Here is a 23,433-nt window from a genome sequence, read left to right as displayed (position 1 = left end):
TTATGTTTAAGGATGAAAAAGGTAAGTTAAAAAAAGGCGATAAGTTAAAATAATTTTAAGAAGTTAAGTTAACTGAGTCTCAGACCAATAATTGCCGGAATACCTTGTCGAATAACTTCAATCGTCACCACCCCCTCTGTTGGAAGTTGACTTAACGCCTTTTGGAAGTCTTCAATACTGCTAATCGGTCGTTGATGTAAGTTGGTAATGACATCTCCTGGACGAAGACCTGCACGGGCAGCCAGTCCTGTCGGATCTATTTCAGTAATTAACACGCCTGCGCCTCCAAACTGGGCTTGGTTTGATTTCGGAATACCTTGAATACGAATGCCTAAACGCAGCTGGTTCTCATTGGCTTTAGTATTGGTATCAGAAACCGTATTCCCTGGCATTACTGCCACCTTACCGGTAATGGTCATCTGCTTGCCTTGACGCAATATTTGAGCATTAAAACTATCGCCGGGCTTACTGCGACTCACTAAGTTGACGAGATCGGCAGCCTCTAAAATAAGCTTACCATTGTAATAAGTAATGATATCCCCGGATTTTAAGCCAGCCGCTTCTGCAGGCGAGTCTGGTGACACCTTAATCAGTAAGGCACCTTGTGGTTTACTTAACCCATAGGCTTCGGCTAAATTGCGATCTATATCTTGTGGGAACACCCCCAGATAAGCACGTGATACGACACCATTATCTTTTAATTGCTGATAGATATCTATTGCGGCATTGATCGGTATTGAAAAGGAAAGCCCCATATAACCGCCGGTACCACTGAATATACGCGAGTTAATACCAATAACCTCCCCATTACGATTAAATAGAGGCCCACCTGAGTTACCTGGGTTTAAAGCCACATCGGTCTGGATAAAGGGCACACTAGTATCCCGAGAGAAGTTTCTTGAAGTGGCACTGACGATGCCTGCAGATGCCGAATAATCAAATCCAAATGGTGAGCCGATAGCCAGTACTGGCTCACCTACCCGCACTTTACTAGAGTCGCCCATAGGCAGGGCTGGATAAGGCTTTCCAGGCATAGGTTTCACTTTTAGTACCGCGACATCTGAACGCTCATCACTGCCTACCAAGGTGGCATCAAGTTCAGTGCGATCTTTTAAAGTTATGGTGATTTTATCGGCACCGGCAATCACATGATGGTTGGTCAGTAAATAACCATCCGATGTGACAAAAAAACCAGTTCCGTAGCTGTATTCAATAGCTGGTGTCTGGGCCCCTGGAATTCGCACCCGATCGCCAAAAAATTGACGTAATAACTCCGCTGTTTGGGCTTGAGCCAACTCTTCTTCGCTCACTTGTTTCACCACATTCACGCGTGCCACCCCAGGGGTCACCTGCTCTACTAGGTCCGAAAAGTCGGACGCCACCACCGCTGCCTGAGTAGTGACTGGGGCAGTAGCAAATAAAGCACCGGCTGTCACAGCACTCATTCCGATACCGCTCATCCCTATACCACTAAGCCCTAAGCCACTTAAGCCCAAACTACTTAGCGCAATAAGTGACCCTGCCCCCACTGACTTAACCGTCTGCTGACTCTTGTTTATTCCCTTTGCCAATAAGCGCTTCAGTGCGGCTTGTTGCAATGGCGTTTGTTCCAATGGATCACTTTGTATAGGCAGAGGTTGTGAATCAAATCTTAGCGTGTCAGGGCTATCTAATTGACTATCGCTCAAGATGCCCTTTGTCCTCTCTTCCGTATTTTTCATTATTCAATATCCTCCAGGATAAATAGCTGGTCAACATAGAGGCTGATCAGTCATAGACAATCAATTTAATAAGCTTGCAGGCAAAATACTACCCACTGTAGGCTAAGCGCGTTTGACGAACTTAGGTTCTTTTATTACTGGCAACATTCAAAACTGGTAATATTCAAAAAGGCTAAACTCTGAAATACTCTCATGATAAGTGCTTTTGTGTCTATAAGCTAGACTGTTATAGCACAGCATTCACACACCTCAATTACAGTTACTTTTGAATTTAGTAAACATACTATGACATCTATCCACTGAGCTTGTTATACACCAATCTTTATAAAGTGATGTGGCTTTAGGCATTAATAATAGGTATTTTTAATTGGGGTCTGCTAGGCGAGGCCATTATTTGAATGTCATGTGCTATTTCGTGATATCATAACCTTCGAATGTTTGCTGATTTTTAACAGGATTTCAATTGACTGTCATGTTACTCTCTTAATATAAAAGAGTGTTAATTGCGTTAGAGACCATTCGTTTTAAATAGGGGCTGAATAATTAATGGTTTTTCATCGGCTTTTTTTATTGATGCTTCTTAGTTAAGAATTGCTTTGTTCACCTTATTTTAAACAAAAACCTTGAGTCAGCACTTTGATATTTCATGATACGTCTAATGACAGATGTGAAAACCTAGTGCTAATACTCAGATATTAAAAGCTGGGTATTAAAAACTGGGTATTACCCCTCATTATTAAACGATAAACGTTAAAACCCATCTGTTAGACGAAATCTGTTAAAAACCTTTGTTTAAAGAACAGACGTTAAATAATAAAAGCCGAATAATGAACGCCGCTACTCCGCAAAGCCTAGAAATTTTAACTAGGCTTTTTTTTACAATGATGATTAGCCTCTGTTGAACATTATGAACTTTAGTTATTGCAGTTAAACCATACTGTAACCGTTTAAACGACATCTCTTCTCTTTTGATAAACTGTGCAACAGAATTGATGACAGATCGAGGTCTCAGCTGACACAAAATGGCATCGTAATGATGTCTTGCATCTACAAGGAATTATTCATGGATACCGCGTTATTATTATCTGGCGTGCTTGGGCTTGGCATTGCTGCCCAATGGCTCGCTTGGTATTTAAAACAGCCCTCTATATTGTTTTTATTACTCATCGGCATTTTTGTTGGTCCAGTAATGAATTACTTCGATCCTGATGCTGTCCTTGGCGAGTTACTTTTCCCGTTTATATCCTTAGGGGTTGCCATTATCTTATTTGAAGGGTCCTTAACATTAGAATTTGATGAAATTAAGCAACACGGTAAAGTAGTACAGATGCTGGTCTCAGTCGGTGTGGTCATTACCATCGCCATTGTTGCCCTATCGACTTACTTGCTCTTTGATGTTGATCCGCTGATTGCCTTGTTATTTGGCTCATTAGTCTGTGTCACTGGTCCGACTGTGATCATGCCTTTGCTCCGAAGTGTACGCCCCAATAAGACCATCTCTAATATTCTTAAGTGGGAAGGTATTATTATCGACCCTGTGGGGGCAATTGCTGTCGTTTTGGTCTATGAATACATCATCTCAGGCGGTGAGGCAAATAGCATCTTCTTATTTGCTGAGATTGTTATTATCGCTAGTATCATCGGTATGTTTGGTGCCTTTGTTTTAGCAAATCTTATCAAACGCCATATGATTCCTGAGTTTTTGCACAATGTCTTTACCTTAGCATTTGTGTTGTTACTGTTCTCAATCTCTAATCACTTAGAGCACGAATCTGGTCTATTAGCCGTCACCGTCATGGGGGTAGCATTAGCTAACTGGAAAGGTTTTCCACGCGATCAAATTTTAGAATTTAATGAGTCATTAACCGTCTTATTGATCTCTGTATTGTTTATCGTTTTAGCAGCTCGCGTTGAGCTCGACAGCTTGTTAAGTGTCGGCATCCAAGGGCTAGTGCTATTGGCTATTGTGATGTTTATTGCCCGTCCGCTATCCGTTTGGGTCTCATCGATGGGCTCCAATTTGAAAACATCAGAAAAAATGATGATTAGTTGGATTGGTCCGCGCGGTATTGTCGCAGCCGCTATCTCATCTTTGTTTGCTATTCGCCTGCAAGAATATGATATCCAAGGTGTCGAACTACTGGTGCCTCTGGTATTCATGGTCATTATCGGTACAGTACTGATTCAGGGCTTAGGCGCTAAAATGGTGGGGAATCTATTGGGGGTTCGTGAGCCTGCCAGCAATGGGGTACTTATCGTGGGTTCAAACCCTGTCGCTATCAAAGTAGCCGAAGCTCTGCAAGATCAAGGATTTGATGTATTGGTGGCGCATAATAACTACACCAATATCGCTAAGGCACGTATGTCTGGACTGCGAACCTACTTTGGTAATCCCATCTCTGATCATGCCGATCGCCATTTAGACTTAATTGGTATTGGTCATCTGTTTGCGATGAGTATCGATAAAGAGATGAACACCCTATCAGAGTTACATTATCGCCATGAGTTTGGTGATCAAAAGATCTACCGCCTTAAGTTTGCTGATGATAAAACCAAGACTGAACGCGAGTCTAAACGTTCAGGGTTCACCTCACACTGGTTATTTGGTAAAGATGTCACCTACACCAAGATGGCGAGTATGCTGTCTAAAAAAGCACGGGTAAAGATTACCAATATCACTGATAGCTATACCTATAGCCAATATCAAGCTGACAACAAACAATTTGTGCCGTTATTTACCATTGATAAAGAAGGCCATTTGCATGTCATTACTGACGGCTCAGAAAACGAAATTACCCGTGATCAAAAATTAGTCGCGTTAGTGATTGAAGATAACGTACAACCGAAAAATGTTGACGTTACTGACAAACAAAACCAAGCCCGCGCCTTAGCAGACTCTCAGTTTAAAGCGTCGTCCAAAGCACCTGAGAAGCGCAAAGAAAAAGCCTTATCTGATGATGTTCGTGATCCCTCTTATGAGAGTGATTCTGATGTCACAAAAGCATCAAATAGCCCCTCAAAACCGACGCAGTCATCGACAACACCCGATAACACTACAAAAGCGGAAGTAGACACTCAGTCGGCACCCACCGTGCTACCTGCCAAGACGTTAGAGGAAGAGCTTGCCTCCAAGCTTGAAAAGACATTACAGGAACACGCTGGCAGCTCTGAGGTAGCACCAAAGATGGCTAAACAACAAACGTCAATAAAATCATTACAGTCAAAAGATAATGGTAACTCTCAAGCCCCAAGACAGGCCGATGGCAGCTTAGATCCTGAGCGCTTACCAGACACAGCGGCTCGTAAAGGCAGTGAAGCTACCAAGAGTGAGACTACTAAGAAAGATGACAAATAGTTTCATATTAAGCCTACTCGCCATAATGGTAGACAAAAAAAGAGCACTCAATTGAGTGCTCTTTTTATGCCTAGCTTATTTTGATTGTTTCATTTTGCCTAGCTTATTTTTAGTGAGTCATTATGACTGACTGATACTGCAAGTGACACTAGCTTGCTTTGATAGCAAGATCATTCGCAATATTGACTAACTACTTGCCAAATCCGCTTCGTTACAACCTCAATCTCACCACTAGCATTTATACGCTTAATGCGCTGCGGATAAGCTTGGTACTGCTCATGAAAGCCTTGATATACCCGCTCAAAAAAGGCTAGCTTCTCTTGCTCAAAGCGATCTGCAGCACTGCGCTTACCAGCACGTGCTACCCCTTCTGCAACGGGTAAATCCAACCATAGCGTCATGTCAGGCAATCGGTGTACAAACTGGCTAATCAAGCTGTCAATTTTTCTTAAGACGCTTGGATCAGCGTTCCCTCTTCCATAGCCCTGATAAGCAACCGTAGAGTCTATAAAGCGATCACATACTACCCATTTACCTGCATTTAAGGCCGGCAATATCACCTTGTGCAAATGGTCACTACGGGCAGCAAACATTAATAATAGCTCTGTGTTATCGTGAATATCGGTCTGTGGATCGAGCAACAACGCTCGCAGCTGCTCAGCAAATGGACTGCCTCCCGGCTCACGGGTGCGGACATAATCGATACCTTCAGCATCTAACTGAGCACATAAGCCATTAATGGCAGTGGTTTTACCCACACCCTCCGTGCCCTCAAAGCTTATAAACTTACCCTGACTGGTCGTCGTTGGCACAATCGCTTTCATAGATGCTGTCATAAAGGATCACCCACTTATTGATTGCTCTTTTGTTGACGCATGACGTTGAGATACTCTCTTACCGCTTGATTATGCTCAGCGAGCGTCTTCGTAAACTTATGACCCCCTGTACCGGTTGCAACAAAGTACAGTGCATCACTGTCAGCTGGGTGCATCGCTGCCTCGATAGAGGCAATTGACGGTAGCGATATGGGCGTCGGTGGCAAGCCATCGATTTGATAAGTGTTATAAGCGGTTTTCTCATCGATATCCTGACGGCGAATGTTGCCATCATAGCGCTTACCCATCCCATAAATAATAGTAGGGTCTGTTTGCAAGCGCATACCTTGTTTTAAGCGGTTAACAAACACGGCTGATACCACTTCACGTTCGCTCGGTACGCTGGTCTCTTTCTCAATAATAGAGGCCATAATAAGCGCATCATAAGGCGACTTATACGGCAAACCTTCTGCTCGATTTTCCCACGCTGTATCAAGTGCTTGTTGCTGGCTTTGATAGAGGTCAGTCAATACCTGCTTGTCGGTTACCCCTTGATTATAGTAATAGGTATCTGGGGTGAACCATCCCTCCAAGTTATCAGCAAACTCTCCATCAGGTGTATAGGCATCAATACCCAATAGCTGCTTAAAGTTGTCTTTTGGCGTTCCGTCAGCTTCTAAAACCTCTAATGTAATGTTGTCATTACTCGCCAAAACTTTGTAAAGATCCTCTGCGCGCTTTCCTTCAATGATTTGGACGGTCGCCATTTCAACCTTAGGCCCTTGCTTAAATATGTCCATCAACTGCATTAAGCTTGCATTCTCAGGTACTTCATACTTCCCTGCCTGCAGTGGCGTATCAACAGTAGACTTAATATATAACTTAGCTAAATTCGCTGAAAACATCGGCACATCGCGCTGAAACTGTGGCAAAAAGCCATAATAACTCTGCCCTTCTTCTACCATCATGTCGCCCGCAGGTTGTGAAGAATGACCAAATAAAGTTTGATAGCCCATCGCTAGTACAAAGGCAAACATCAGTCCCAAAACCAATAACAATTGGTAGCTTCGCTTTGAGGTAGTTCCTGATGCAGGCTCTTTTTTAGTCGTGTGTTCATCACATACCAAAGACACATCGGTCTGAGGGGATGCCGATTTGTTCTCACTTTTTAGGGCGCTTGCCTTTGTTTTGTCTTGAACTGGCGGGGTTTTTGAAGGAAGATCGGTGTTATCTTCTGGCAAATTTGGGTTTGAATCGCTCATACATACTCACGAGATAAAAGTTTTGTAGAATTTAGCACTGTATGCAAGTATATTCAATGATGATTACACAGATAAGTCTGCTATTTTTAACGATCATACAAGATGCGGGACTCAAATATGAACTTACAGTTTGATAAACAGTTAGCAAAAGGCTATAAATCGCCCAGTCAAATAGCCAGAGTCCTGAGTGAAGATTGGGTAAGTAAACAAGGTTACTGTCCCAATTGTGGCAATACCCCTTTACAAAACTTTGCCAATAATCGTCCTGTCGCTGATTTCTTTTGTCAAAGCTGTCAAGAGCAGTATGAACTTAAAAGTAAAAGAGCGACACTAAGCAACGTCATTAATGATGGGGCTTATAACACCATGATAGAGCGCATCAGCAGCGATACCAATCCCAATTTTTTCTTTTTAACTTACTCTAATGAGCTGACAGTTAATAACTTTCTAATTATTCCTAAGCACTTTTTTACACCTGATATTATTATAAAGCGGCCTCCCTTGCCTGAAACAGCGAAGCGTGCAGGATGGGTCGGTTGCAATATAAACCTGAGTAAAGTGCCTGACCTTGGTAAAGTATTTTTGGTAAAAAACCAAACCGTAATTCCGCCAAATCTTGTCACTACTCAGTTTCATAAAACAACTTTTTTACGTACTCAAAATGCAAAAAACAGAGGCTGGACGTTAGAGGTCATGCAATGCGTGGATAAATTGCCCATTGCCTTTAATCTTAAAGATGTTTATCGTTTTAGCGACTACCTTAAATCTCGTTATCCCGACAATAATAATATTGAAGCCAAAATTCGTCAGCAATTGCAGATATTGCGTGGCAAAGGCATTATCGAATTCTTAGGTAACGGACAATATAGAAAGCGTTCATAAAATAGATAAAACACCCTGCATCGTTACAAACGACGATCAGAATTAAAGCATTAGGCCTCTATAATTATAAAAAACCCTCTCAAAATTAAAAACATTAATATCTTTGGATCATTAAAGATAAATAAGGTAATAGCAATGAGTAAACAGACTTTCTCGATTGAAATTATCGAAACCTTGTCATCGGTAGTTGAGGTAGTGGCGGACCATAAATTAGAGGCAGTAGAAAAGATTAAAACACAGTATAAAAACGAAGATATTGTTTTAAACAGTGAACATCACATAAGCACTGAATTTCATGTAAAGGGTTGTAATGACAACACCAAGCGCTGATCATTGGCCAGCAGCTCACGCACGGGCATAACACCCCGCACCGCATTGCAAAAAAACATCGAATGAATTTTTTTGAAATCGTTACTAGTCAGTTCTCGAAGCGTGACGGGTTGATTGGCGCACTCAAGTCTATCCATAATGGCTTGACGCAAAGTGCCTGCGACCCCAGAGGCCTTAATAGGCGGCGTTAACCACTTATTTTTAGTGCATTGAGTCTGTGAGTCAATCGGTTTTAATTGATAAAATACATTACTAGATACCCCCTCAACCCAGTGACCTGCCATATCACTAACCAAACCTTCTGCGACTTCAGGGTGCGTCATCTTAACGCGTTGGAGCTCGCCTGCGATCAAGACACTGTCTAGTCGATTTAAGGTTTTTAGACCCGCAAGAGGCTTAGGTAAGCTTGCCAGTTGTGAGGTGAGACAGGTAGCAACGATTGGCGGTTGCTGAAGAATAAGGTCGCCATTTACCTTGCGGTCAAGATTTTCAGGTGAATTTTCAAGAGGAGAGCATTGACGGTCTTCATTAGGATTGGATGACATTATTGGGGTATCAACATGAGCAATAACATCAGAAAGAAAGGTGGCTGTTTTATCTGATAATGGATTACTTTGCAGCACCCCAATCCAGACCAAAGCGGAATTATCCTCTAAAGTCGCGGCATGCGCATAGCCCCTCAAGTCTTGTTCAACACGTGAGATAATAACTTTGATAATACCGTGTTGTATATTGTTAGCTAAGTCTATAATCGCTTGCCATAGCAGCTTTTGACGCTCTAAATGAAAATAGAGATAAAGCGCCTGACAGTGACTGTGCACTCTCGCTTGATGGTAGGGCAGCCCTAAAGGATCGCCCTTATGGACACCTATGGTGGTAAAAAAGCCATCACCATAGGCCATCGCGCGCGAACTGGGTATATCAGAGGGATCTAGGTATGAGGATTGTATAAGTGAAGGGCTGGCGACAAAAGCGGTATCGTCAAATTTAGCCATACCTGCATCGGTCAGTTGATACCAAGTCATGGCCTTAGACATATTTTATTCCTTTCCTAAAATGGCGTCACCTGCTATGACTCTGATTAGAACATGACGCTGATTAGAAAGAGTTATAACACTAAACCATCATAAGATGATATCAGCATCTAAAAATACACAATGAACATCGCAGTTAAGAAGCGATAGCGCGTTGCATAATCACCTTAATTACCTTTGTTTAAAATCAGCATACAACTATAAAATTCACATTTTGCCAGTTCAACTTGCTTGCCACCGACTTCGCTATCTTTGGTTATTTGACGCCCTAACATGCTGGCAACTAGTTGACCCCCTTCATCGCCCATAAGGGCAGTGGCCACCTGATAGGCTTTTTTAGCATGATCAACACTTATCTGTTTTTCTTTATCTGAGTCATTGGGGTTTGCATAATACCAGCCAAACTCTAAATAGCTGGGCGAGTCGATAATATCTAAATAAGGTTGATCCCCTTCCATAAATCGGTATTTTACGGCGCTATTACTGGCGTAATCCAAACTATTTTTATCCGTGGCGGTCACTTTACCAAACATTTTCTTCATTTGGTCAATGTCTTCTACACCAATGTTGGTATTGCTGTTTGCTTTCCAATTTTGCACATCATAGCTAACAGGCTTTCCTTCTGGCTCCGCGTTTACGGCATTACTATCCTTAATATCTTGTTGATGCGCTTGCAACGCATCGTTGGTCGCTTTTGTTTCAGCAGATAGAGCTTCTGATGAGCTTTTTTCTACAGCACCTGCGCTACTTTCTTGATCCGTTTGCCCACAACCCGTGACTACCAAACAGGTTGCCAATCCAATCGCTGCTATACGAGGCAACATTGAGTATAAAAGCTTAGGGCTATTAATAGACTTAGTACTGGAAAACTTGGTACTAGAAAGCTTGGCACTAGAAAACTTAGTCAAAATCATGCTGAAATTCATTCACGCACACCTTTTATTTATACATATTTCATCTTTTAGGGCGAAAACGTTATCCGGATTTGAAAACGTTATTAGAGTTAGTAATTTGTTAATATACCTTAACCTTGGTACTTCAGCCTAACCTTTTTATGCAACCGAAACTTTTTATTAATCCTAACCATTATGTTTAACAAGTGTCTATTCAATAAGTTTCTTTTCAATTAGTTTCTTTTCAATTAGTTTCTATATCATAGGTAGCTAGTGTATCCAAATCGCCGCCCATTGCATAGTGGAAAAAACATGAACCACTGCTAAAATCTTGCTAGGGCCTCTCCCTAAGATAGAGTGTTTGTTATCTTAACTTAGGGGATGTATAAAATCGACTAAGTAGGAAGACTGATAGCCTAAAAGCACGAGACTGTTTTGGTAGATTTTTTATCCTTTAACAACCATGAGACAATAGAGATCACATAATAACTATCAAGCCTTTTTATAGACTCTACCTTATTTATAGAGTCTTATAGACTCTAATACTACCAAATCGAGAAATAAACGTATCGAGCAAGGCCAGTCCAAACGCAACCAATCAAACTAATAAATCAAATGCTACCAATAGTAAGTTTAAACAACCTGACCGAGTCTAACAAACATTGGTTATTTTATAGAGCAGGTATGACTTATAATAATGCTTAATAAATGTACGACCTATCTCTTACTAACGAGTGACTTATGACAAACCCTGCAACTCACAATTCAGCTGCTAAGCAACACTCAGCTGTCAAGCAACACTTCATTGTTATTGGCAATCCGATTGCCCACAGTAAATCTCCTGACATCCACCAGCAGTTTGCAAAACAAGCTGGACTGTCCATCGAGTACAATCGTCAGTATTGTCCAGATGATGCGGCAGGCTTTGAGGCCGTGGTTGAGGCTTTTTTTAATGGCGGCGGTATTGGCGCGAATGTCACCGTGCCTTTTAAACAGGTGGCTTATAAACTGTGTGCGCAGCGCGGCGGATTATCCGACCATGCCAAAGTCGCGGGCGCCGTCAATACGTTGATGTTAAAAGATTCTAAGATATATGGCGATAATACAGACGGCCAAGGCCTCGTCAACCATCTTAAAACACTCGGTTGGCCATTAAAAGCAGCTAACGTTGCTATATTAGGGGCAGGCGGCGCTTCTCGTGGGGTTATATTGCCGCTGATTGAAGCAGGGGTCAGTCAATTGACGATTGCGAATCGCACCGTGAGTAAAGCCGACGCATTGGTTCAACACCTGTGTGATGCCAGTCCTGATATTAAAGAGATTCACCCTAAAAGCGTAGCACTGACTGACTTAACGGGACCATTTGATATTATCATTAATGCCACCTCCATTGGCCTATCTGGGGACATGCTGCCACTTGATGAGAGTCTTAGCTGCCACTATGCCTACGATATGATGTATGGTCGTGAACTTCCTTTTTTACGCCATTTCCAAGCACAAGGCGCTCATACTTCAGAAGGCTATGGTATGTTAATCGGACAGGCTGCCTTAAGCTTCGAGCACTGGACAGGGGTCAAAGTCGACCCCACCGCTGTTGCCACAACCGCTTAGCTTTTGTGCTTAACTTGTATGCCTATAGTTTGTGCTTAGACTTTTTGGTTAACCTTGTGCTTAATCATTTTGGCCTCAAGTGTCATCAGAGGCCGTCTAAGCCAAGTAGAGTGCATCACCACACCGCCTACTAACGCTATGGAGCATCCTAATACCGTATCCCAAAATCGTGCCTGAATGATGGCATTATGAGCAATAGTACCCGCCCCTTCTAGCGCGGCATGACCTCTTCCGTATTCGGCAATAAAAATAGTCATGGGGGTAATCATCACAACGGCTAACGCATAATGTCGCACAATGATGCCCTCAATCCAAAGAAACATCATAAAAATAACCAGCACGACCCCCATATTGCTCAGCGGCAGTGCCAGTAATAACCACGCCACCCCAACGCCGATACCCGTCCCCAATATACGATGTAACTGCTTAATCCATATTGTTCGCAGATGTATGCCTTGCAAAATAATATAACAGCTAACCGGTACCCAATAAGGATAAGGCATATGTAGCCACATTGCGGTCTCTAGCGCCAGTACCACAAAGGCAGTCACAATAACCGTCTCAGTCAGGAGTCCTTTCTCATAACGTCCTCTTTTAGGCGCACGCTCGTCTGACGGCTTGACAATAAAAAGGTTATACAACAGGCCAGCGAGCCAAGCAAATGCCGAACCACTTGCCACCACCGCTATTTTTGCAGACATCTCTGACCACCCTACTGGACTAAACATCGCAATAGTAGATGCCATCATAATAAACATGCCAGCAGGCGGGGGTAAATGTAGGTAACGACCGATAAAGACTAACACCAAGGCCACCATACTGAATAGGGGCATCCGCAAGTGGGGTAGATTATAGGCGATCAACCCCAAACTATAGCTGCTAACCATCACGAGTGCCATAAACAACAGCAGCCCCTGACGTTGGCGCAAATTGCCTGTGGACGGCTGATTTAGAATAATCATAGCGCCAAGCGATGCCAAGATACCCGTCGCCATTTGATGATATAAAACCCCAATTAAGATAGTCGCTGTGATCGTCGCTGCAGCTGTAACGACGAAATGCCAAGGTCTCGTGGTCGTCTTTAAGGTAAACAAATGACTGGCTTCACGCCTCGCAAGCTCTTTTATGCGCTGTTTGTACATAGGTCAGCTAATCTTTTAAACAGTTGGATGAGAGGATTATGATCGTACAGAGATCGAATAGGATAGAGGTTGATGGTTAATGCGTCTTTGAGCAGTCGTCAACAAATATAAACTCAAAGTGACATATGAACAACATCAATATAATGCGCCTAATTTTTAAACGCTATACTATATTGAGGGGTTCCTAATACTAAATACTAAATACTAAATACTAAATACTAAATACTAAATAAAAGTATTGAGCATCAGTATGAACCAACCATAGTCATAAATTAAATTATTATAATAATGTCAGTTCAGATGTTCCTAGATATTGAACCATAAATATAATTATATCAAAATCTTACATTAACTCTAATAAAGTGTAGCTATACTCATAAAATCATAAAATATCTGTATTTTTGAGGGTTAACGCAACTAATTATTATAATATAGATGTTCACTAATGAATAATAGTTATAGATCATAGGTTTTTATATTAATTACCGTTATACTAAATTCAATGTCGTGATGCCATTATCGAATGCACTATGGCTGACTACTATACACCCAATTTCAAAGAGACCAATTATGTTAAGTTATAAAGCCCCCCTCCGCGATATGAAGTTCTTACTAAATGATGTTTTTGACTTTCAAACTCATTTTAAAGACTTAAGCAATGGTGAAAATGCGGATCCAGAAACCGTCGATATGATCCTTCAGGGCATTGCCGACTTCTCTGAAAACGTCATTGCTCCCCTGTATCAGCCTGCAGATGCAGAAGGCTGTCATTTTGAAAATGGTGAAGTGACAACCCCTAAAGGCTTTAAAGAAGCTTACGATATGTTCGTAGAAGGGGGTTGGCAAGGCATTTCATACCCTGAAGAGTACGGCGGTATGAACTTGCCCATGTCCATCAACCTTATTAAGTCTGAAATGATCGGAACCGCTAACTGGCCGTGGACTATGTATGCTGGTCTAACTACTGGTTGTATCAATACCTTACTTCAGTATGGTACTGATGAGCAAAAAGACACCTACTTGCCAAAGCTTGTCGAAGGTACGTGGTCAGGCACTATGTGTTTGACTGAACCACAATGCGGTACTGACTTGGGTCAAGTAAAAACCAAAGCAGTACCTCAAGAAGACGGTACTTATAAACTTAACGGTACTAAAATCTTCATCTCAAGCGGTGAGCATGACCTAACGGATAATATTATCCATATCGTTCTTGCCCGTCTTCCAGATGCGCCTGAAGGGACTCGTGGTATTTCACTATTTATTGTGCCTAAGTTTGATATCAATGAAGAAGGTGAAGCTGGCGAACGCAACGGTGTTTCATGTGGTTCAATCGAACATAAGATGGGTATCTCCTCTTCAGCTACCTGTGTCTTGAACTTTGATGACGCCAAAGGTTACTTAATCGGTGAGCCTAACCGTGGTCTTAAAGCCATGTTTACCTTTATGAATACAGCGCGTATTGGTACAGGTATTCAAGGTCTTGCCCATTGTGAGCTTGCGTTCCAAAACGCCCTACCTTATGCCAAAGAGCGTCGTTCAATGCGTACCCTATCTGGCACCAAAGAGCCGGATAAAGTAGCTGATGCCATCATTCATCATGCAGATGTACGTCGTATGCTATTGACCATGAAGGCATTCGCTGAAGGCGGCCGCTCAATGATTTATCATGCTGCCCGCTATGCGGATAAAATGTCACAAGGCGTCGCTGAAGGCAACAACGAAGAGTTTGAGAAGTGGGATGATAAATTAGGCTTCTATACGCCTATTATTAAAGGCTTCTTAACTGAGCTTGGTATTGAAGCGGCGAAAGAAGGTCAGCAAGTATATGGCGGACACGGCTATATTAAAGAGTGGGGCATGGAGCTTATCGCTCGTGATGCTCGAATTGCTACCCTATACGAAGGTACCACTGGCGTACAGGCGCTTGACCTATTAGGTCGTAAGGTGATCTTACAGTCTAAAGGTAAGGCTATCCGCGACTATACTTCAAGCATTATGAAGTGGTGTGGTGAATATGCCTTAGACAAAAACATGCGTAAATATGTTTGGGCACTTACCAAGCTATGTGCTGAGTGGAACACCTTAACCGTTCGTCTAATGCTAAGCGCGCGTAAAGATCGTGAGATTATATCTGCCGCTTCAGTCGATTACTTAATGTATTCAGGCTATGTGATGATGGCCTATCATTGGGCACGTATGGCAGCAGTAGCACAAGAAAAGCTTGAGAATGGTGGTACTGAAGCGCCTGAGTTCTATACCGCTAAAATCCAAACGGCAAACTTCTATTTTGATAAGATTTTGCCACGTACCTCAGGTCATGCCGAAAGCATGGTAGCACCAAGCTCGTCAATGACGGATATGGACATCGAGAACTTTGCGTTCTTAGACTAAGTCTTACTATTTATAAAGTTTAACCTCCACAAAAAAACGCCCTAATTTATTAGGGCGTTTTTTTGTGGATATTGATTTGTGACATTCTTTTGAATATTGATATCTTTGCTACACTCTTTATTTTATAAAACCAATCAGTAGCTAATCCTGCCAACCGCTTGTATCTACTAAGTTAGGCGGTGCGAGCTCTAAGGCTATCGGCATTCCTGTTATCTCGATACTACCGCTAGCCAAGTACTCGCAACCGCCTAACTCAGTAGGATACCGCTCATGTCAGGGCTAAACCGCTCCTTCTTTTGACAGTCATTTCAGGGATAGAGTCGTTAACTGAGTGATTACTCACTCATAGACAGGGACTTATAATTGCCGTATTACACGCCGTTTAATGGCGACAAACAGCTCAAAAAGCTGGCTATCGTGCAGAAGCGGTGGTACTACCTAAAAGCGTCAGTAAATACTTATGTGACTCATAGACAAGTATAACTATTGCCCCATTCTCAACTCTTAACGTAGGCAGTGGCTTTAGCCCAGCATTTTTGATTAAAGGTTTTAATTTGCTGGGCTAAAAGCAGCAGCCTACAATGAGTTTTAATAAGCTGAGAATGAGGTAACTATTGCTTAAATGCACCAGTTCTACAGGTATCACTTAAGTCAACTTTTCATTAAACTAAAATATAGTCAGCGAACTACTAAACGGTTACGGCGTTAACCTCGTTAAGCCAACTCCAGTAGTACTTGCACTGGGTTGCCTTGTAACCATTTTAGACTTCTTTGACTCTACTTGAGTGTCTCAGAGACTCTTGTGGTTAAGCGACTATACTTGTGTGGTTTACACGGTTTGAGTGACTTGCCTGTCATAAAATGCTAAAAAGCTAAAAGGCTAAATCCTACTCTTTTTATACGCGGCGCTTAACTCCACCACTTCTACACAGTATTGTACTTTAACCCTGCCCGACTGCTGGCTTTGAAGCGTGTCTTGCAAACACTGATGTAGTTTATCCGCCAAATCATCTCGGATTTGCTGACTGCGTCCGGGCATCAGTCGCAACTGGATATAGACAAACCCTTCAGCCTGTTGGTCATCCTCTGTGCCGACTAAGAAGGTTTCTAGATCCATCATTCTGGCTTTTATTGCGTGCGGAGAGCCAAAATGACCGGTTTCCCATAAGGTAGTATTCAACTGCTTTAATAAATGTTCAGGGTTTTTGATAGTGACGTTGGGTGTGGCTTGTACGATGACATGTGGCATAGTGTACCTCTTTAAAGAATTGTGAATAAGCTCTAGTCAACAATATCGGCAAAGTTAGCAGACAAGGCGTTGCTCAGCTGCTGTGGCGGCAGCTCAATCTCAAGCCCGCGCTTTCCACCGCTGACGTACATACTCGTCAGTGACGCAGCTGACTGATGAATAACCGTCGTTAGACGCTTCTTTTGACCTAAGGGACTTACCCCTCCGAGCACGTAGCCTGTCGTGCGCTCAACCACTTTTGTATCCGCCATTTGTACCTTTTTAACTCCCAATGCCTTAGCCATCTTTTTGAAGTTTAGCGTGTCACTTACGGGCAAGATAGCCACGGCTAATTTATCGGCATCGGTTGTCACTACCAAGGTTTTAAAAACGTGCTCTGGTGCGACGCCCAATTTGTCAGCAGCCTCTAAGCCATAAGATTCTGCGCTCGGGTCATGTTCGTATTCATGGATTCGATAATCAAGTTTTAGTTTTTTGGCTACATTAACAGCGGGTGTCATGGCGTTTGTTTCCTACCTTCTTTTGTTCCTATCTCTTAATAAATTAAGGTTAATTATTAATCGTTATCCCTATCTTATAGCAAATCTAGAAATTAAACTATTAGGGCGTGTGGAACATTCGCAAATTAGCACTGCTGATAGCTAAAATCGTTCCAGTGAGCCTGACCGAATTTAACAAGCATAGGTTGTTTTGTAAAAAAGGTGTGAAAAGAAAGAGCGGTTTAGCCTTGATTGTAGCGGATATACTGTACGGTTGAGTGAGTCTTTCAGAAAATCGCAGATTTTCTCTTGCGTCGGGGCAAAGCAGTGCTTTGCTTTATCCCTCCTCAGGCATGGTTTGGGGTGGCGACGCGAAGCAAGCGACGACCCAAACGGTAGCCACTGCCTCGCTCATAGCAGTAGATAGTAGCGAAAGCAAGATTAGCTCCCACATGCTATCTGAGTCATGCGGCGAGTGCTAAGGTTTAATAGCCACCAAGATTCGAATGCTATCTGGCACCAATGATAGATTGCCCAGCGCTTGCTCCCCTTGCGCTTTAAGGGACTGTAATCGCTCAATCTCTTCGTCACGCACGTTGGGGTTCACTTGTTGTAGGTGCTGAAGACGGCTAATTTCACGCTGCCAAATCTGGCTAAAGCGTGCTAACGCTTGCGTACTAATATCATCAAGTTTGCTTTGGGCAATGGCTTCGGCATCCTGATAACGCGACTCAATCACCTCACTGCGCACTTTGACCACTTGACGGGCACGGTTTTTGTCCAAGCGTTCGATATGCGGCACAATCATGTCAGCGGTGATGCGATCTGATAAATCTCCGCCCTGCTCGCCCAAAAATACGCGTAATACTTGCGTCGGTAAATTGGCAGATAAGTTGAGCACTTTTGGCGCGATGGTGGTTATTCTAAAGTTGACCTCCAACAGCAACATACCCTCTGGCACAGTGTTGCTTTTGAGCATCGCCACCGTAGTATTGCCAAACGTGCCCGAGTTTGCCATGTCATAAATGGCTAGCATCAGCGGATGCTCATGGGTGATAAAGTCCATGTCCTCACGCATCAAGGCTTGGCTACGCTTGAAGGTTAGGGTCATGCCATCTTCGGATATTGGTAGATTTTCGACATCGGGATGCTGACTGTTTTCCGCTTCTGGCGGATGCACCACCCACGAGCCATCACGCTGGACACTGTGATCTAAATTCACCGATGCGAAGAAACGATCTAGGAACGATGGCAATAGATTGTTGGCGTCAAAGTCGCTCATCGCATCGGCAATACGCGCAGCAACACGGGGACGACAGGAGTTGTATTCAAGTAGACGATCTCGACCAGACTGTAGCTCTGCTTCTAACTGCTGACGCAACGTACGGGCATCATCAATCAGTTCTGCCAAGGCTTGACGGTTTTTATCATTACTCTCACCCTCAAGCAGCGGCTTTAAGTCGATAATGAACTGTTCTTGGACGACTTGAGCGGTTGGCGAGATATGATTAAAGATATCGAGCGCCCCGTCATACCACTGGTACATACGCTCTTGGGCGGTACCTTGAACATAGGGTACATGTAGGGTTATCTTTTGGTTTTGACCGATACGATCAAGGCGCCCAATACGCTGCTCTAAAGTGTCTGGATTAGCCGGTAAATCCCACAATACGAGATGACTGGCGAACTGGAAGTTGCGACCTTCGGAGCCAATCTCAGAACACAGCAATATCTGTGCGCCAAGCTCATCGGCAAAAAAGGCAGCCGCTTGGTCACGCTCAAGCAAGGTCATTTGTTCGGTAAAGATGGCGGTTTTGATACCGGCATGCAGACGCAGCACCGCATCTAAGCTTTCAACGGTTGCGCCACTACGGGCAATGAGTAGCACCTTTTCGTGCTTAAGATCCTCTTTTAGTAACTCAACCAACCAAGGGACGCGGGGATCATCTTCTAGCCAGCCACCATCGGGTTGGTTTTCCTCTCCCCACAGCTGCTCACGCAACTTGCCACAGGTTTGATAGTTGCCTATCCAAGCGTCAGGGCAAGGCAGAGGGTGCGGGCGACTGGCTCGACCATGAAACCCCTGAACACTGTCACGCGTATTGCGGAACAGCACCCGACCTGTACCATGACGGTCTAATAATTGATTGAGTGCGTAAGTGCGAAGCTTATCGTCTTCATTGATATTGGCAAGCTCATCCGCATCTTGCAAACCAAGCAGATGAGTCAGCGCACTGATTTGGCTCTCGGTCAGCGGCTTTTCATCCATCAGTATCTCTGCAACGGCGGCCGTATCTGAAAACGCCTCTTGACCTGCTATAAAGTCCTCTAAGTCATCGAAGCGGTCTGAATCAAGCAAACGCAGTCTTGCAAAGTGACTCTCGACACCAAGCTGCTCTGGTGTCGCAGTGAGCAATAACACCCCAGGCGTTTGATGCGCAAAGTCGGCAACCAGCTCATATTTGTCATTACCGCCCTGCTCTGGATCCCAGTGCAAATGATGTGCCTCATCGACCACCAACAAATCAAATCCTGCCTCCATCGCTTGATCGTACAAATCGTGATGGTCGAGCAATAGATCTAAACTAGCAATGATGCACTGCTCTGTGGTGAAGACATTTTGATCAGGATTGTGCTCTTTAATCGCTGCGGTACGTACTAGGTCAAACAGGGCAAAATTTAGGTTAAAGCGGCGGCGCATCTCAATCATCCACTGATACTGCAAGCTATCAGGCACCAATATCAGCACACGCTGTGCCTTACCCGTAAGCAACTGCTGATGGATAATCAGACCTGCTTCAATGGTCTTACCCAGACCGACCTCATCGGCAAGCAAAACTCTCGGTGCGATACGCTTACCCACTTCATGAGCGATATATAGCTGATGCGGAATAATATCGACACGGGCGCCCATGAGCCCCTTCAGAGGATGTGCGGCGAGTGCCGACTGCATACGCAATATGTCTTGGCGTAGCTCGTACCAGTCGCCGCGCTCTACTCGCCCTGCCAGCAACCGCTCAAGTGGCTTAGCCAAGGTAATGTTAGCCGCTAAACGCGTTTCCATAATACCGCGCGGATGCCCTTCAACATGATACTTGAGTACGCCCATTACCTCGTCAATACCTTGCACGATATGGGTATTGCCATCCTGATCAGTGATTTCATCCCCTACTTTGAACGCGACCCGAGAGAGCGGGGCTGAGTTTTTGGCGTAGACCCGCGTCTCCTCGCTCTGGGCAAATAAAATATGCACACAGCGGTCATCAACATCAATAACAACGCCTAAGCCTAGTTCGGCTTCGGTGTCAGAAAGATAACGTTGACCTACGGCGAATTCGGGAATTAAAGCAGCTATTGTCATAAATCAGTCAGTTCTATTAGTAAAATATGGATTGTGTCACGTTTTTGCTAAGCATTAAATTAATCGTCAGTCAGTCATCTAATTGACATTCTCTACTCATTCTCTATTCATTTTCATTTGCCTTTTTTAATAGGCTTTATCTGACGAGTCCATTCATTTGAGACTAAGCTATTTAAGACGTGATGATATCAGATGCCTATTATAGAGGATTATAGTGACTATCTGCCTAGCTTTATGAGGTCAAAGTTATTAATTTCTATAGTTAAAGTCAGCAAAATTGCGCTATTTATTAGTTATGCTGATTTGAATCCTATAGTAAACCCTATAACTCTATGATTTTTAGGCTTTTAAATTTTAACCCCATCTCGCCTAATATCAAGAGTTAATGCGTTAATTACCCCATTAATTTGTAGCGATAGCTTTCAAATTCTTATTGTTTCAACCTCTTTTTTGTTGTTTGCCCCATTAATCAAAAACAATACAAAAGTTATAAGCGTTATGTCATCACCCTTATTAGCTTTTAGTTACAATCTATACTATTAGGATTTAGCGAAAATAATATCACGATAAATAAAATCACGATAAATAAAACAATAATAAGGAGCAGGTTATGACATCAAATACAACAAAAGACAAAACCGTCCTATTGGATGAAAAAAGATTTTCAAAAGGCTTAGAACTCACGCCACCAGAGAAAGTAGGCGAGTACATTACCTATTACGAGACGCCGCAAGATAATCAGGTTATTATCGAGCGCTGTCAGGATGCCGAGATTGTCATTGTTGGAACATTAAGAATAGAGCGTGAAGTGATTGAAGCGCTGCCTAACTTAAAGCTATTGCAAGTCACCTCTGTCGGTACCAATCAAATCGATATGAAAGCGTGTAAAGACAATGGCGTCGAAGTGTACAATGCGCCAGGTTTTGCGACTCAAAGTGTGGCAGAGCATGGGTTTATGCTTATGCTAAATGCCATGCGAGCAGGTATCCATTATCATAATGCAGTGCTCGATGGCACATGGCAAAAGTCGCGTCAAGTGTCTTATCTCGATGAAGAGCTGATTGATATCCATAACTTAACCATCGGCATCATCGGCGTCGGCTCAATTGGCAAACGTATGGGCGAGCTTGCCAATTCGTTTGGCATGACGGTGCTGTGGGCAGAGCACAAAGGCAAAGCGCCTCGCGATGACTCTTATACTGACTTTGACTCTGTGCTTGCCGCCTCTGATGTGCTCAGCCTACATGCGCCGCTCACAGAGGACACCAAACACCTTATTAATGCTGAAGCCATTGCAAAAATGGATAAAAAGCCTCTCATCGTCAATGTTGCCCGTGGTCAAATTGTCGACAGCACCGCCTTAGCTGAGGCCATTAAGAACGATAAAATCTTAGGCTATGCCACCGATGTATTTGAAAAAGAGCCTGCGAAAGCAGACGACCCCATCGTACAACTGGCAAAAGACAATCACCCCCGTGTTATTCTCAGTCCTCACCACGGTGCCGGTAGTAAAGCGGCGCAAAGAAAGCTGTGGAACATCGTGTGTGAGCAAATAAACGAGTTTATTAAAGAGCAGTCCTAAAACCTGTATTCATCGTTAAAGTTCATGACAACTCAAGGTCCGTCGAACCCTCTATATCATAAGTTATAAATTATAAAAGGTTATATTATGAAAGCCGTATTTTTAGATAAAGGTACTTTTTTAGATTCAGTCGACTTATCAGCACCTGATGGCGTTACCGATTATGTCACTTTTGACGACACTGAGCAGGACGATGACTTGATCATTGAGCGCTGTCAAGATGCCGACATTATCCTTGCAAACAAGGTTAAGATTGGTCGTGAGGTTATCGCTGCCCTCCCCAATCTTAAGCTCATTCAACTGACTGCGACTGGCATGAATAATGTCGATAAAGACGCATGCGAAGAGCATAATATCGAGCTTTACAACGTCGCTGGCTATGCGGTCAAAAGTGTGCCCGAACATACCTTTATGCTGATGCTTGGGGCACTGCGGGCGGTGGTTCATTATCATCAAAAGGTCATCGACGGCAGCTGGGAGGAATCGGGTAGCTTTAGCTTAATGGATGTGCCGCTGATTGACTTAGAGGACAAAACGTTAGGCATTATCGGTGTCGGTACTATCGGCGAGCGAGTGAGTCATATTGCCAAAGCCTTTGGTATGAAAGTTCTTTGGGCGGAGCATCAAGGCAAAGCGCCACGTAATGATGACTATACTGACTTTGACACGGTACTCAAAACCTCCGATGTCATTAGTCTGCATTGCCCATTAACTGAGGAAACCAAACATCTCATCAATAGCGACACCTTAGCGAAAATGGATAAGCACCCGTTAATCGTGAACGTCGCTCGTGGTGGTGTGGTCGACTCGCAAGCCATGTTTGATGCTGTACAAAACGAGCAGGTCATCGGCTATGCCACAGATGTATTCGAGCAAGAGCCTACCACTAAGGACGACCCTCTTCTCAAGCTTGCCAAGGATAAACATCCTCGAGTGATATTCAGTCCGCACAATGCTTGGGGCAGCACTGCTGCTCAAGAGAAGCTGTGGGAGATATTAAGTGAGCAGGTCAGTGAGTTTATTGAGAAGCAGTAAGTGTTCAGCTTTTTTACGGTTCTTTAAATCCTCTTTTTGAAGAGGATTTTTTTGTTTGAGGGGTTATGCGGGGTGACGGTAGTCAATTTTTAATAGGTTAGTTCGGTGTTAGTCCCTCGGCTTAGGGCGGTATCTTGCTTTACCAATTATATAATGACAAACACGTCACCGCAAAATACATCAACATTCTAATTTTTAAATTTAAGCTAAATAAACTAATTAAAATAATGATATTATACTGATTAACCTACAACGCTTCTATCAAAGAGATTGGCAAAATAAAATTAAAAT

General features: G+C 43.3%; 17 protein-coding genes. 8 read left to right on the top strand and 9 right to left on the bottom strand.

Annotated elements, in window-relative coordinates; genetic code table 11:
- Positions 1–68: 68 nt before the first annotated feature.
- A complete protein-coding gene (locus AC2SLT_RS01480) occupies positions 69–1,445 on the bottom strand; it encodes a Do family serine endopeptidase (RefSeq protein ID WP_486545659.1) in 1,377 nt (458 codons plus the stop codon).
- Between the two features lie 1,339 nt (positions 1,446–2,784).
- Here AC2SLT_RS01480 and AC2SLT_RS01475 point away from each other — a divergent pair.
- Entirely contained in the window at positions 2,785–5,076 is a 2,292-nt protein-coding gene (locus AC2SLT_RS01475) for a cation:proton antiporter (RefSeq protein ID WP_486545577.1), read from the top strand.
- Between the two features lie 170 nt (positions 5,077–5,246).
- Here AC2SLT_RS01475 and tmk read toward each other — a convergent pair whose 3' ends face one another.
- Together tmk and mltG are read right to left on the bottom strand one after the other, a co-directional pair.
- Entirely contained in the window at positions 5,247–5,912 is a 666-nt protein-coding gene (gene tmk / locus AC2SLT_RS01470; RefSeq protein WP_486545575.1) for a dTMP kinase, read from the bottom strand.
- Positions 5,913–5,926: 14 nt separating this feature from the next.
- On the bottom strand, positions 5,927–7,153 hold the full coding sequence (gene mltG / locus AC2SLT_RS01465; RefSeq protein WP_486545574.1) for an endolytic transglycosylase MltG: 1,227 nt from the start codon (positions 7,151–7,153) through the stop codon (positions 5,927–5,929).
- A gap of 117 nt (positions 7,154–7,270) precedes the next feature.
- On the opposite strand from mltG, the gene AC2SLT_RS01460 reads away from it, so the two are divergent.
- Both AC2SLT_RS01460 and AC2SLT_RS01455 read left to right on the top strand, forming a co-directional pair.
- Positions 7,271–8,035, top strand: a complete 765-nt coding sequence (locus AC2SLT_RS01460; protein WP_486545572.1) for a DpnI domain-containing protein — start codon at positions 7,271–7,273, stop codon at positions 8,033–8,035.
- Positions 8,036–8,170: 135 nt separating this feature from the next.
- The gene (locus tag AC2SLT_RS01455) at positions 8,171–8,365 is read left to right on the top strand and encodes a DpnD/PcfM family protein (protein ID WP_486545570.1); all 195 of its coding nucleotides are present in this window, start codon (positions 8,171–8,173) and stop codon (positions 8,363–8,365) included.
- Here AC2SLT_RS01455 and AC2SLT_RS01450 read toward each other — a convergent pair.
- A complete protein-coding gene (locus tag AC2SLT_RS01450; protein WP_486545569.1) occupies positions 8,329–9,402 on the bottom strand; it encodes an aminotransferase class IV in 1,074 nt (357 codons plus the stop codon). The two genes, AC2SLT_RS01455 and AC2SLT_RS01450, sit on opposite strands and share 37 nt — an antisense overlap.
- Positions 9,403–9,566: 164 nt before the next feature.
- Entirely contained in the window at positions 9,567–10,325 is a 759-nt protein-coding gene (locus AC2SLT_RS01445) for a hypothetical protein (protein ID WP_486545567.1), read from the bottom strand.
- A 708-nt stretch (positions 10,326–11,033) separates the two neighbouring features.
- Between AC2SLT_RS01445 and aroE the strand changes: the two genes are divergently transcribed.
- Positions 11,034–11,903 (top strand): shikimate dehydrogenase, encoded by an 870-nt coding sequence (gene aroE / locus AC2SLT_RS01440; RefSeq protein WP_486545566.1) that lies wholly within the window; start codon positions 11,034–11,036, stop codon positions 11,901–11,903.
- Between the two features lie 35 nt (positions 11,904–11,938).
- Here the strand turns inward: aroE and AC2SLT_RS01435 are convergent, their stop codons facing one another.
- Complete coding sequence (locus tag AC2SLT_RS01435; protein WP_486545564.1) at positions 11,939–13,045, bottom strand: FUSC family protein; 1,107 nt, start codon at positions 13,043–13,045, stop codon at positions 11,939–11,941.
- A 570-nt stretch (positions 13,046–13,615) separates the two neighbouring features.
- On the opposite strand from AC2SLT_RS01435, the gene AC2SLT_RS01430 reads away from it, so the two are divergent.
- Positions 13,616–15,436: an acyl-CoA dehydrogenase C-terminal domain-containing protein gene (locus AC2SLT_RS01430; RefSeq protein ID WP_486545563.1), complete on the top strand. Its 1,821-nt coding sequence runs from the start codon at positions 13,616–13,618 to the stop codon at positions 15,434–15,436.
- A gap of 880 nt (positions 15,437–16,316) precedes the next feature.
- Here AC2SLT_RS01430 and AC2SLT_RS01425 read toward each other — a convergent pair.
- Positions 16,317–16,685 carry a 5-carboxymethyl-2-hydroxymuconate Delta-isomerase gene (locus AC2SLT_RS01425; RefSeq protein ID WP_486545562.1) on the bottom strand — a complete coding sequence of 123 codons (369 nt, stop codon included), beginning with the start codon at positions 16,683–16,685 and terminating at the stop codon, positions 16,317–16,319.
- Between the two features lie 32 nt (positions 16,686–16,717).
- A complete protein-coding gene (gene ybaK / locus AC2SLT_RS01420) occupies positions 16,718–17,185 on the bottom strand; it encodes a Cys-tRNA(Pro) deacylase (RefSeq protein ID WP_486545561.1) in 468 nt (155 codons plus the stop codon).
- 257 nt (positions 17,186–17,442) lie between these two features.
- Between ybaK and AC2SLT_RS01415 the strand changes: the two genes are divergently transcribed.
- On the top strand, positions 17,443–17,646 hold the full coding sequence (locus AC2SLT_RS01415) for a hypothetical protein (protein ID WP_486545559.1): 204 nt from the start codon (positions 17,443–17,445) through the stop codon (positions 17,644–17,646).
- Here the strand turns inward: AC2SLT_RS01415 and rapA are convergent.
- Positions 17,643–20,525 carry an RNA polymerase-associated protein RapA gene (gene rapA / locus AC2SLT_RS01410; RefSeq protein WP_486545558.1) on the bottom strand — a complete coding sequence of 961 codons (2,883 nt, stop codon included), beginning with the start codon at positions 20,523–20,525 and terminating at the stop codon, positions 17,643–17,645. The genes AC2SLT_RS01415 and rapA overlap by 4 nt on opposite strands.
- Positions 20,526–21,135: 610 nt before the next feature.
- On the opposite strand from rapA, the gene AC2SLT_RS01405 reads away from it, so the two are divergent.
- Both AC2SLT_RS01405 and AC2SLT_RS01400 read left to right on the top strand, forming a co-directional pair.
- Positions 21,136–22,107: an NAD(P)-dependent oxidoreductase gene (locus AC2SLT_RS01405; protein ID WP_486545556.1), complete on the top strand. Its 972-nt coding sequence runs from the start codon at positions 21,136–21,138 to the stop codon at positions 22,105–22,107.
- Between the two features lie 87 nt (positions 22,108–22,194).
- The gene (locus tag AC2SLT_RS01400) at positions 22,195–23,142 is read left to right on the top strand and encodes a D-2-hydroxyacid dehydrogenase (RefSeq protein ID WP_486545554.1); all 948 of its coding nucleotides are present in this window, start codon (positions 22,195–22,197) and stop codon (positions 23,140–23,142) included.
- Positions 23,143–23,433: the final 291 nt, after the last annotated feature.

It is taken from the genome of Psychrobacter sp. CX18, assembly GCF_057396215.1.
Note: the sequence above shows the minus strand (reverse complement) of the source record. Positions and strands in the feature narration are given on the sequence as shown.

Bases quoted from the DNA above. Each gene is read 5' to 3' on its own strand.
- AC2SLT_RS01480 (WP_486545659.1), bottom strand. From the start codon at position 1,445: ATGAGTGCTGTGACAGCCGGTGCTTTATTTGCTACTGCCCCAGTCACT.
- AC2SLT_RS01475 (WP_486545577.1), top strand. From the start codon at position 2,785: ATGGATACCGCGTTATTATTATCTGGCGTGCTTGGGCTTGGCATTGCT.
- tmk (WP_486545575.1), bottom strand. From the start codon at position 5,912: ATGACAGCATCTATGAAAGCGATTGTGCCAACGACGACCAGTCAGGGT.
- mltG (WP_486545574.1), bottom strand. From the start codon at position 7,153: ATGAGCGATTCAAACCCAAATTTGCCAGAAGATAACACCGATCTTCCT.
- AC2SLT_RS01460 (WP_486545572.1), top strand. From the start codon at position 7,271: ATGAACTTACAGTTTGATAAACAGTTAGCAAAAGGCTATAAATCGCCC.
- AC2SLT_RS01455 (WP_486545570.1), top strand. From the start codon at position 8,171: ATGAGTAAACAGACTTTCTCGATTGAAATTATCGAAACCTTGTCATCG.
- AC2SLT_RS01450 (WP_486545569.1), bottom strand. From the start codon at position 9,402: ATGTCTAAGGCCATGACTTGGTATCAACTGACCGATGCAGGTATGGCT.
- AC2SLT_RS01445 (WP_486545567.1), bottom strand. From the start codon at position 10,325: ATGAATTTCAGCATGATTTTGACTAAGTTTTCTAGTGCCAAGCTTTCT.
- aroE (WP_486545566.1), top strand. From the start codon at position 11,034: ATGACAAACCCTGCAACTCACAATTCAGCTGCTAAGCAACACTCAGCT.
- AC2SLT_RS01435 (WP_486545564.1), bottom strand. From the start codon at position 13,045: ATGTACAAACAGCGCATAAAAGAGCTTGCGAGGCGTGAAGCCAGTCAT.
- AC2SLT_RS01430 (WP_486545563.1), top strand. From the start codon at position 13,616: ATGTTAAGTTATAAAGCCCCCCTCCGCGATATGAAGTTCTTACTAAAT.
- AC2SLT_RS01425 (WP_486545562.1), bottom strand. From the start codon at position 16,685: ATGCCACATGTCATCGTACAAGCCACACCCAACGTCACTATCAAAAAC.
- ybaK (WP_486545561.1), bottom strand. From the start codon at position 17,185: ATGACACCCGCTGTTAATGTAGCCAAAAAACTAAAACTTGATTATCGA.
- rapA (WP_486545558.1), bottom strand. From the start codon at position 20,525: ATGACAATAGCTGCTTTAATTCCCGAATTCGCCGTAGGTCAACGTTAT.
- AC2SLT_RS01405 (WP_486545556.1), top strand. From the start codon at position 21,136: ATGACATCAAATACAACAAAAGACAAAACCGTCCTATTGGATGAAAAA.
- AC2SLT_RS01400 (WP_486545554.1), top strand. From the start codon at position 22,195: ATGAAAGCCGTATTTTTAGATAAAGGTACTTTTTTAGATTCAGTCGAC.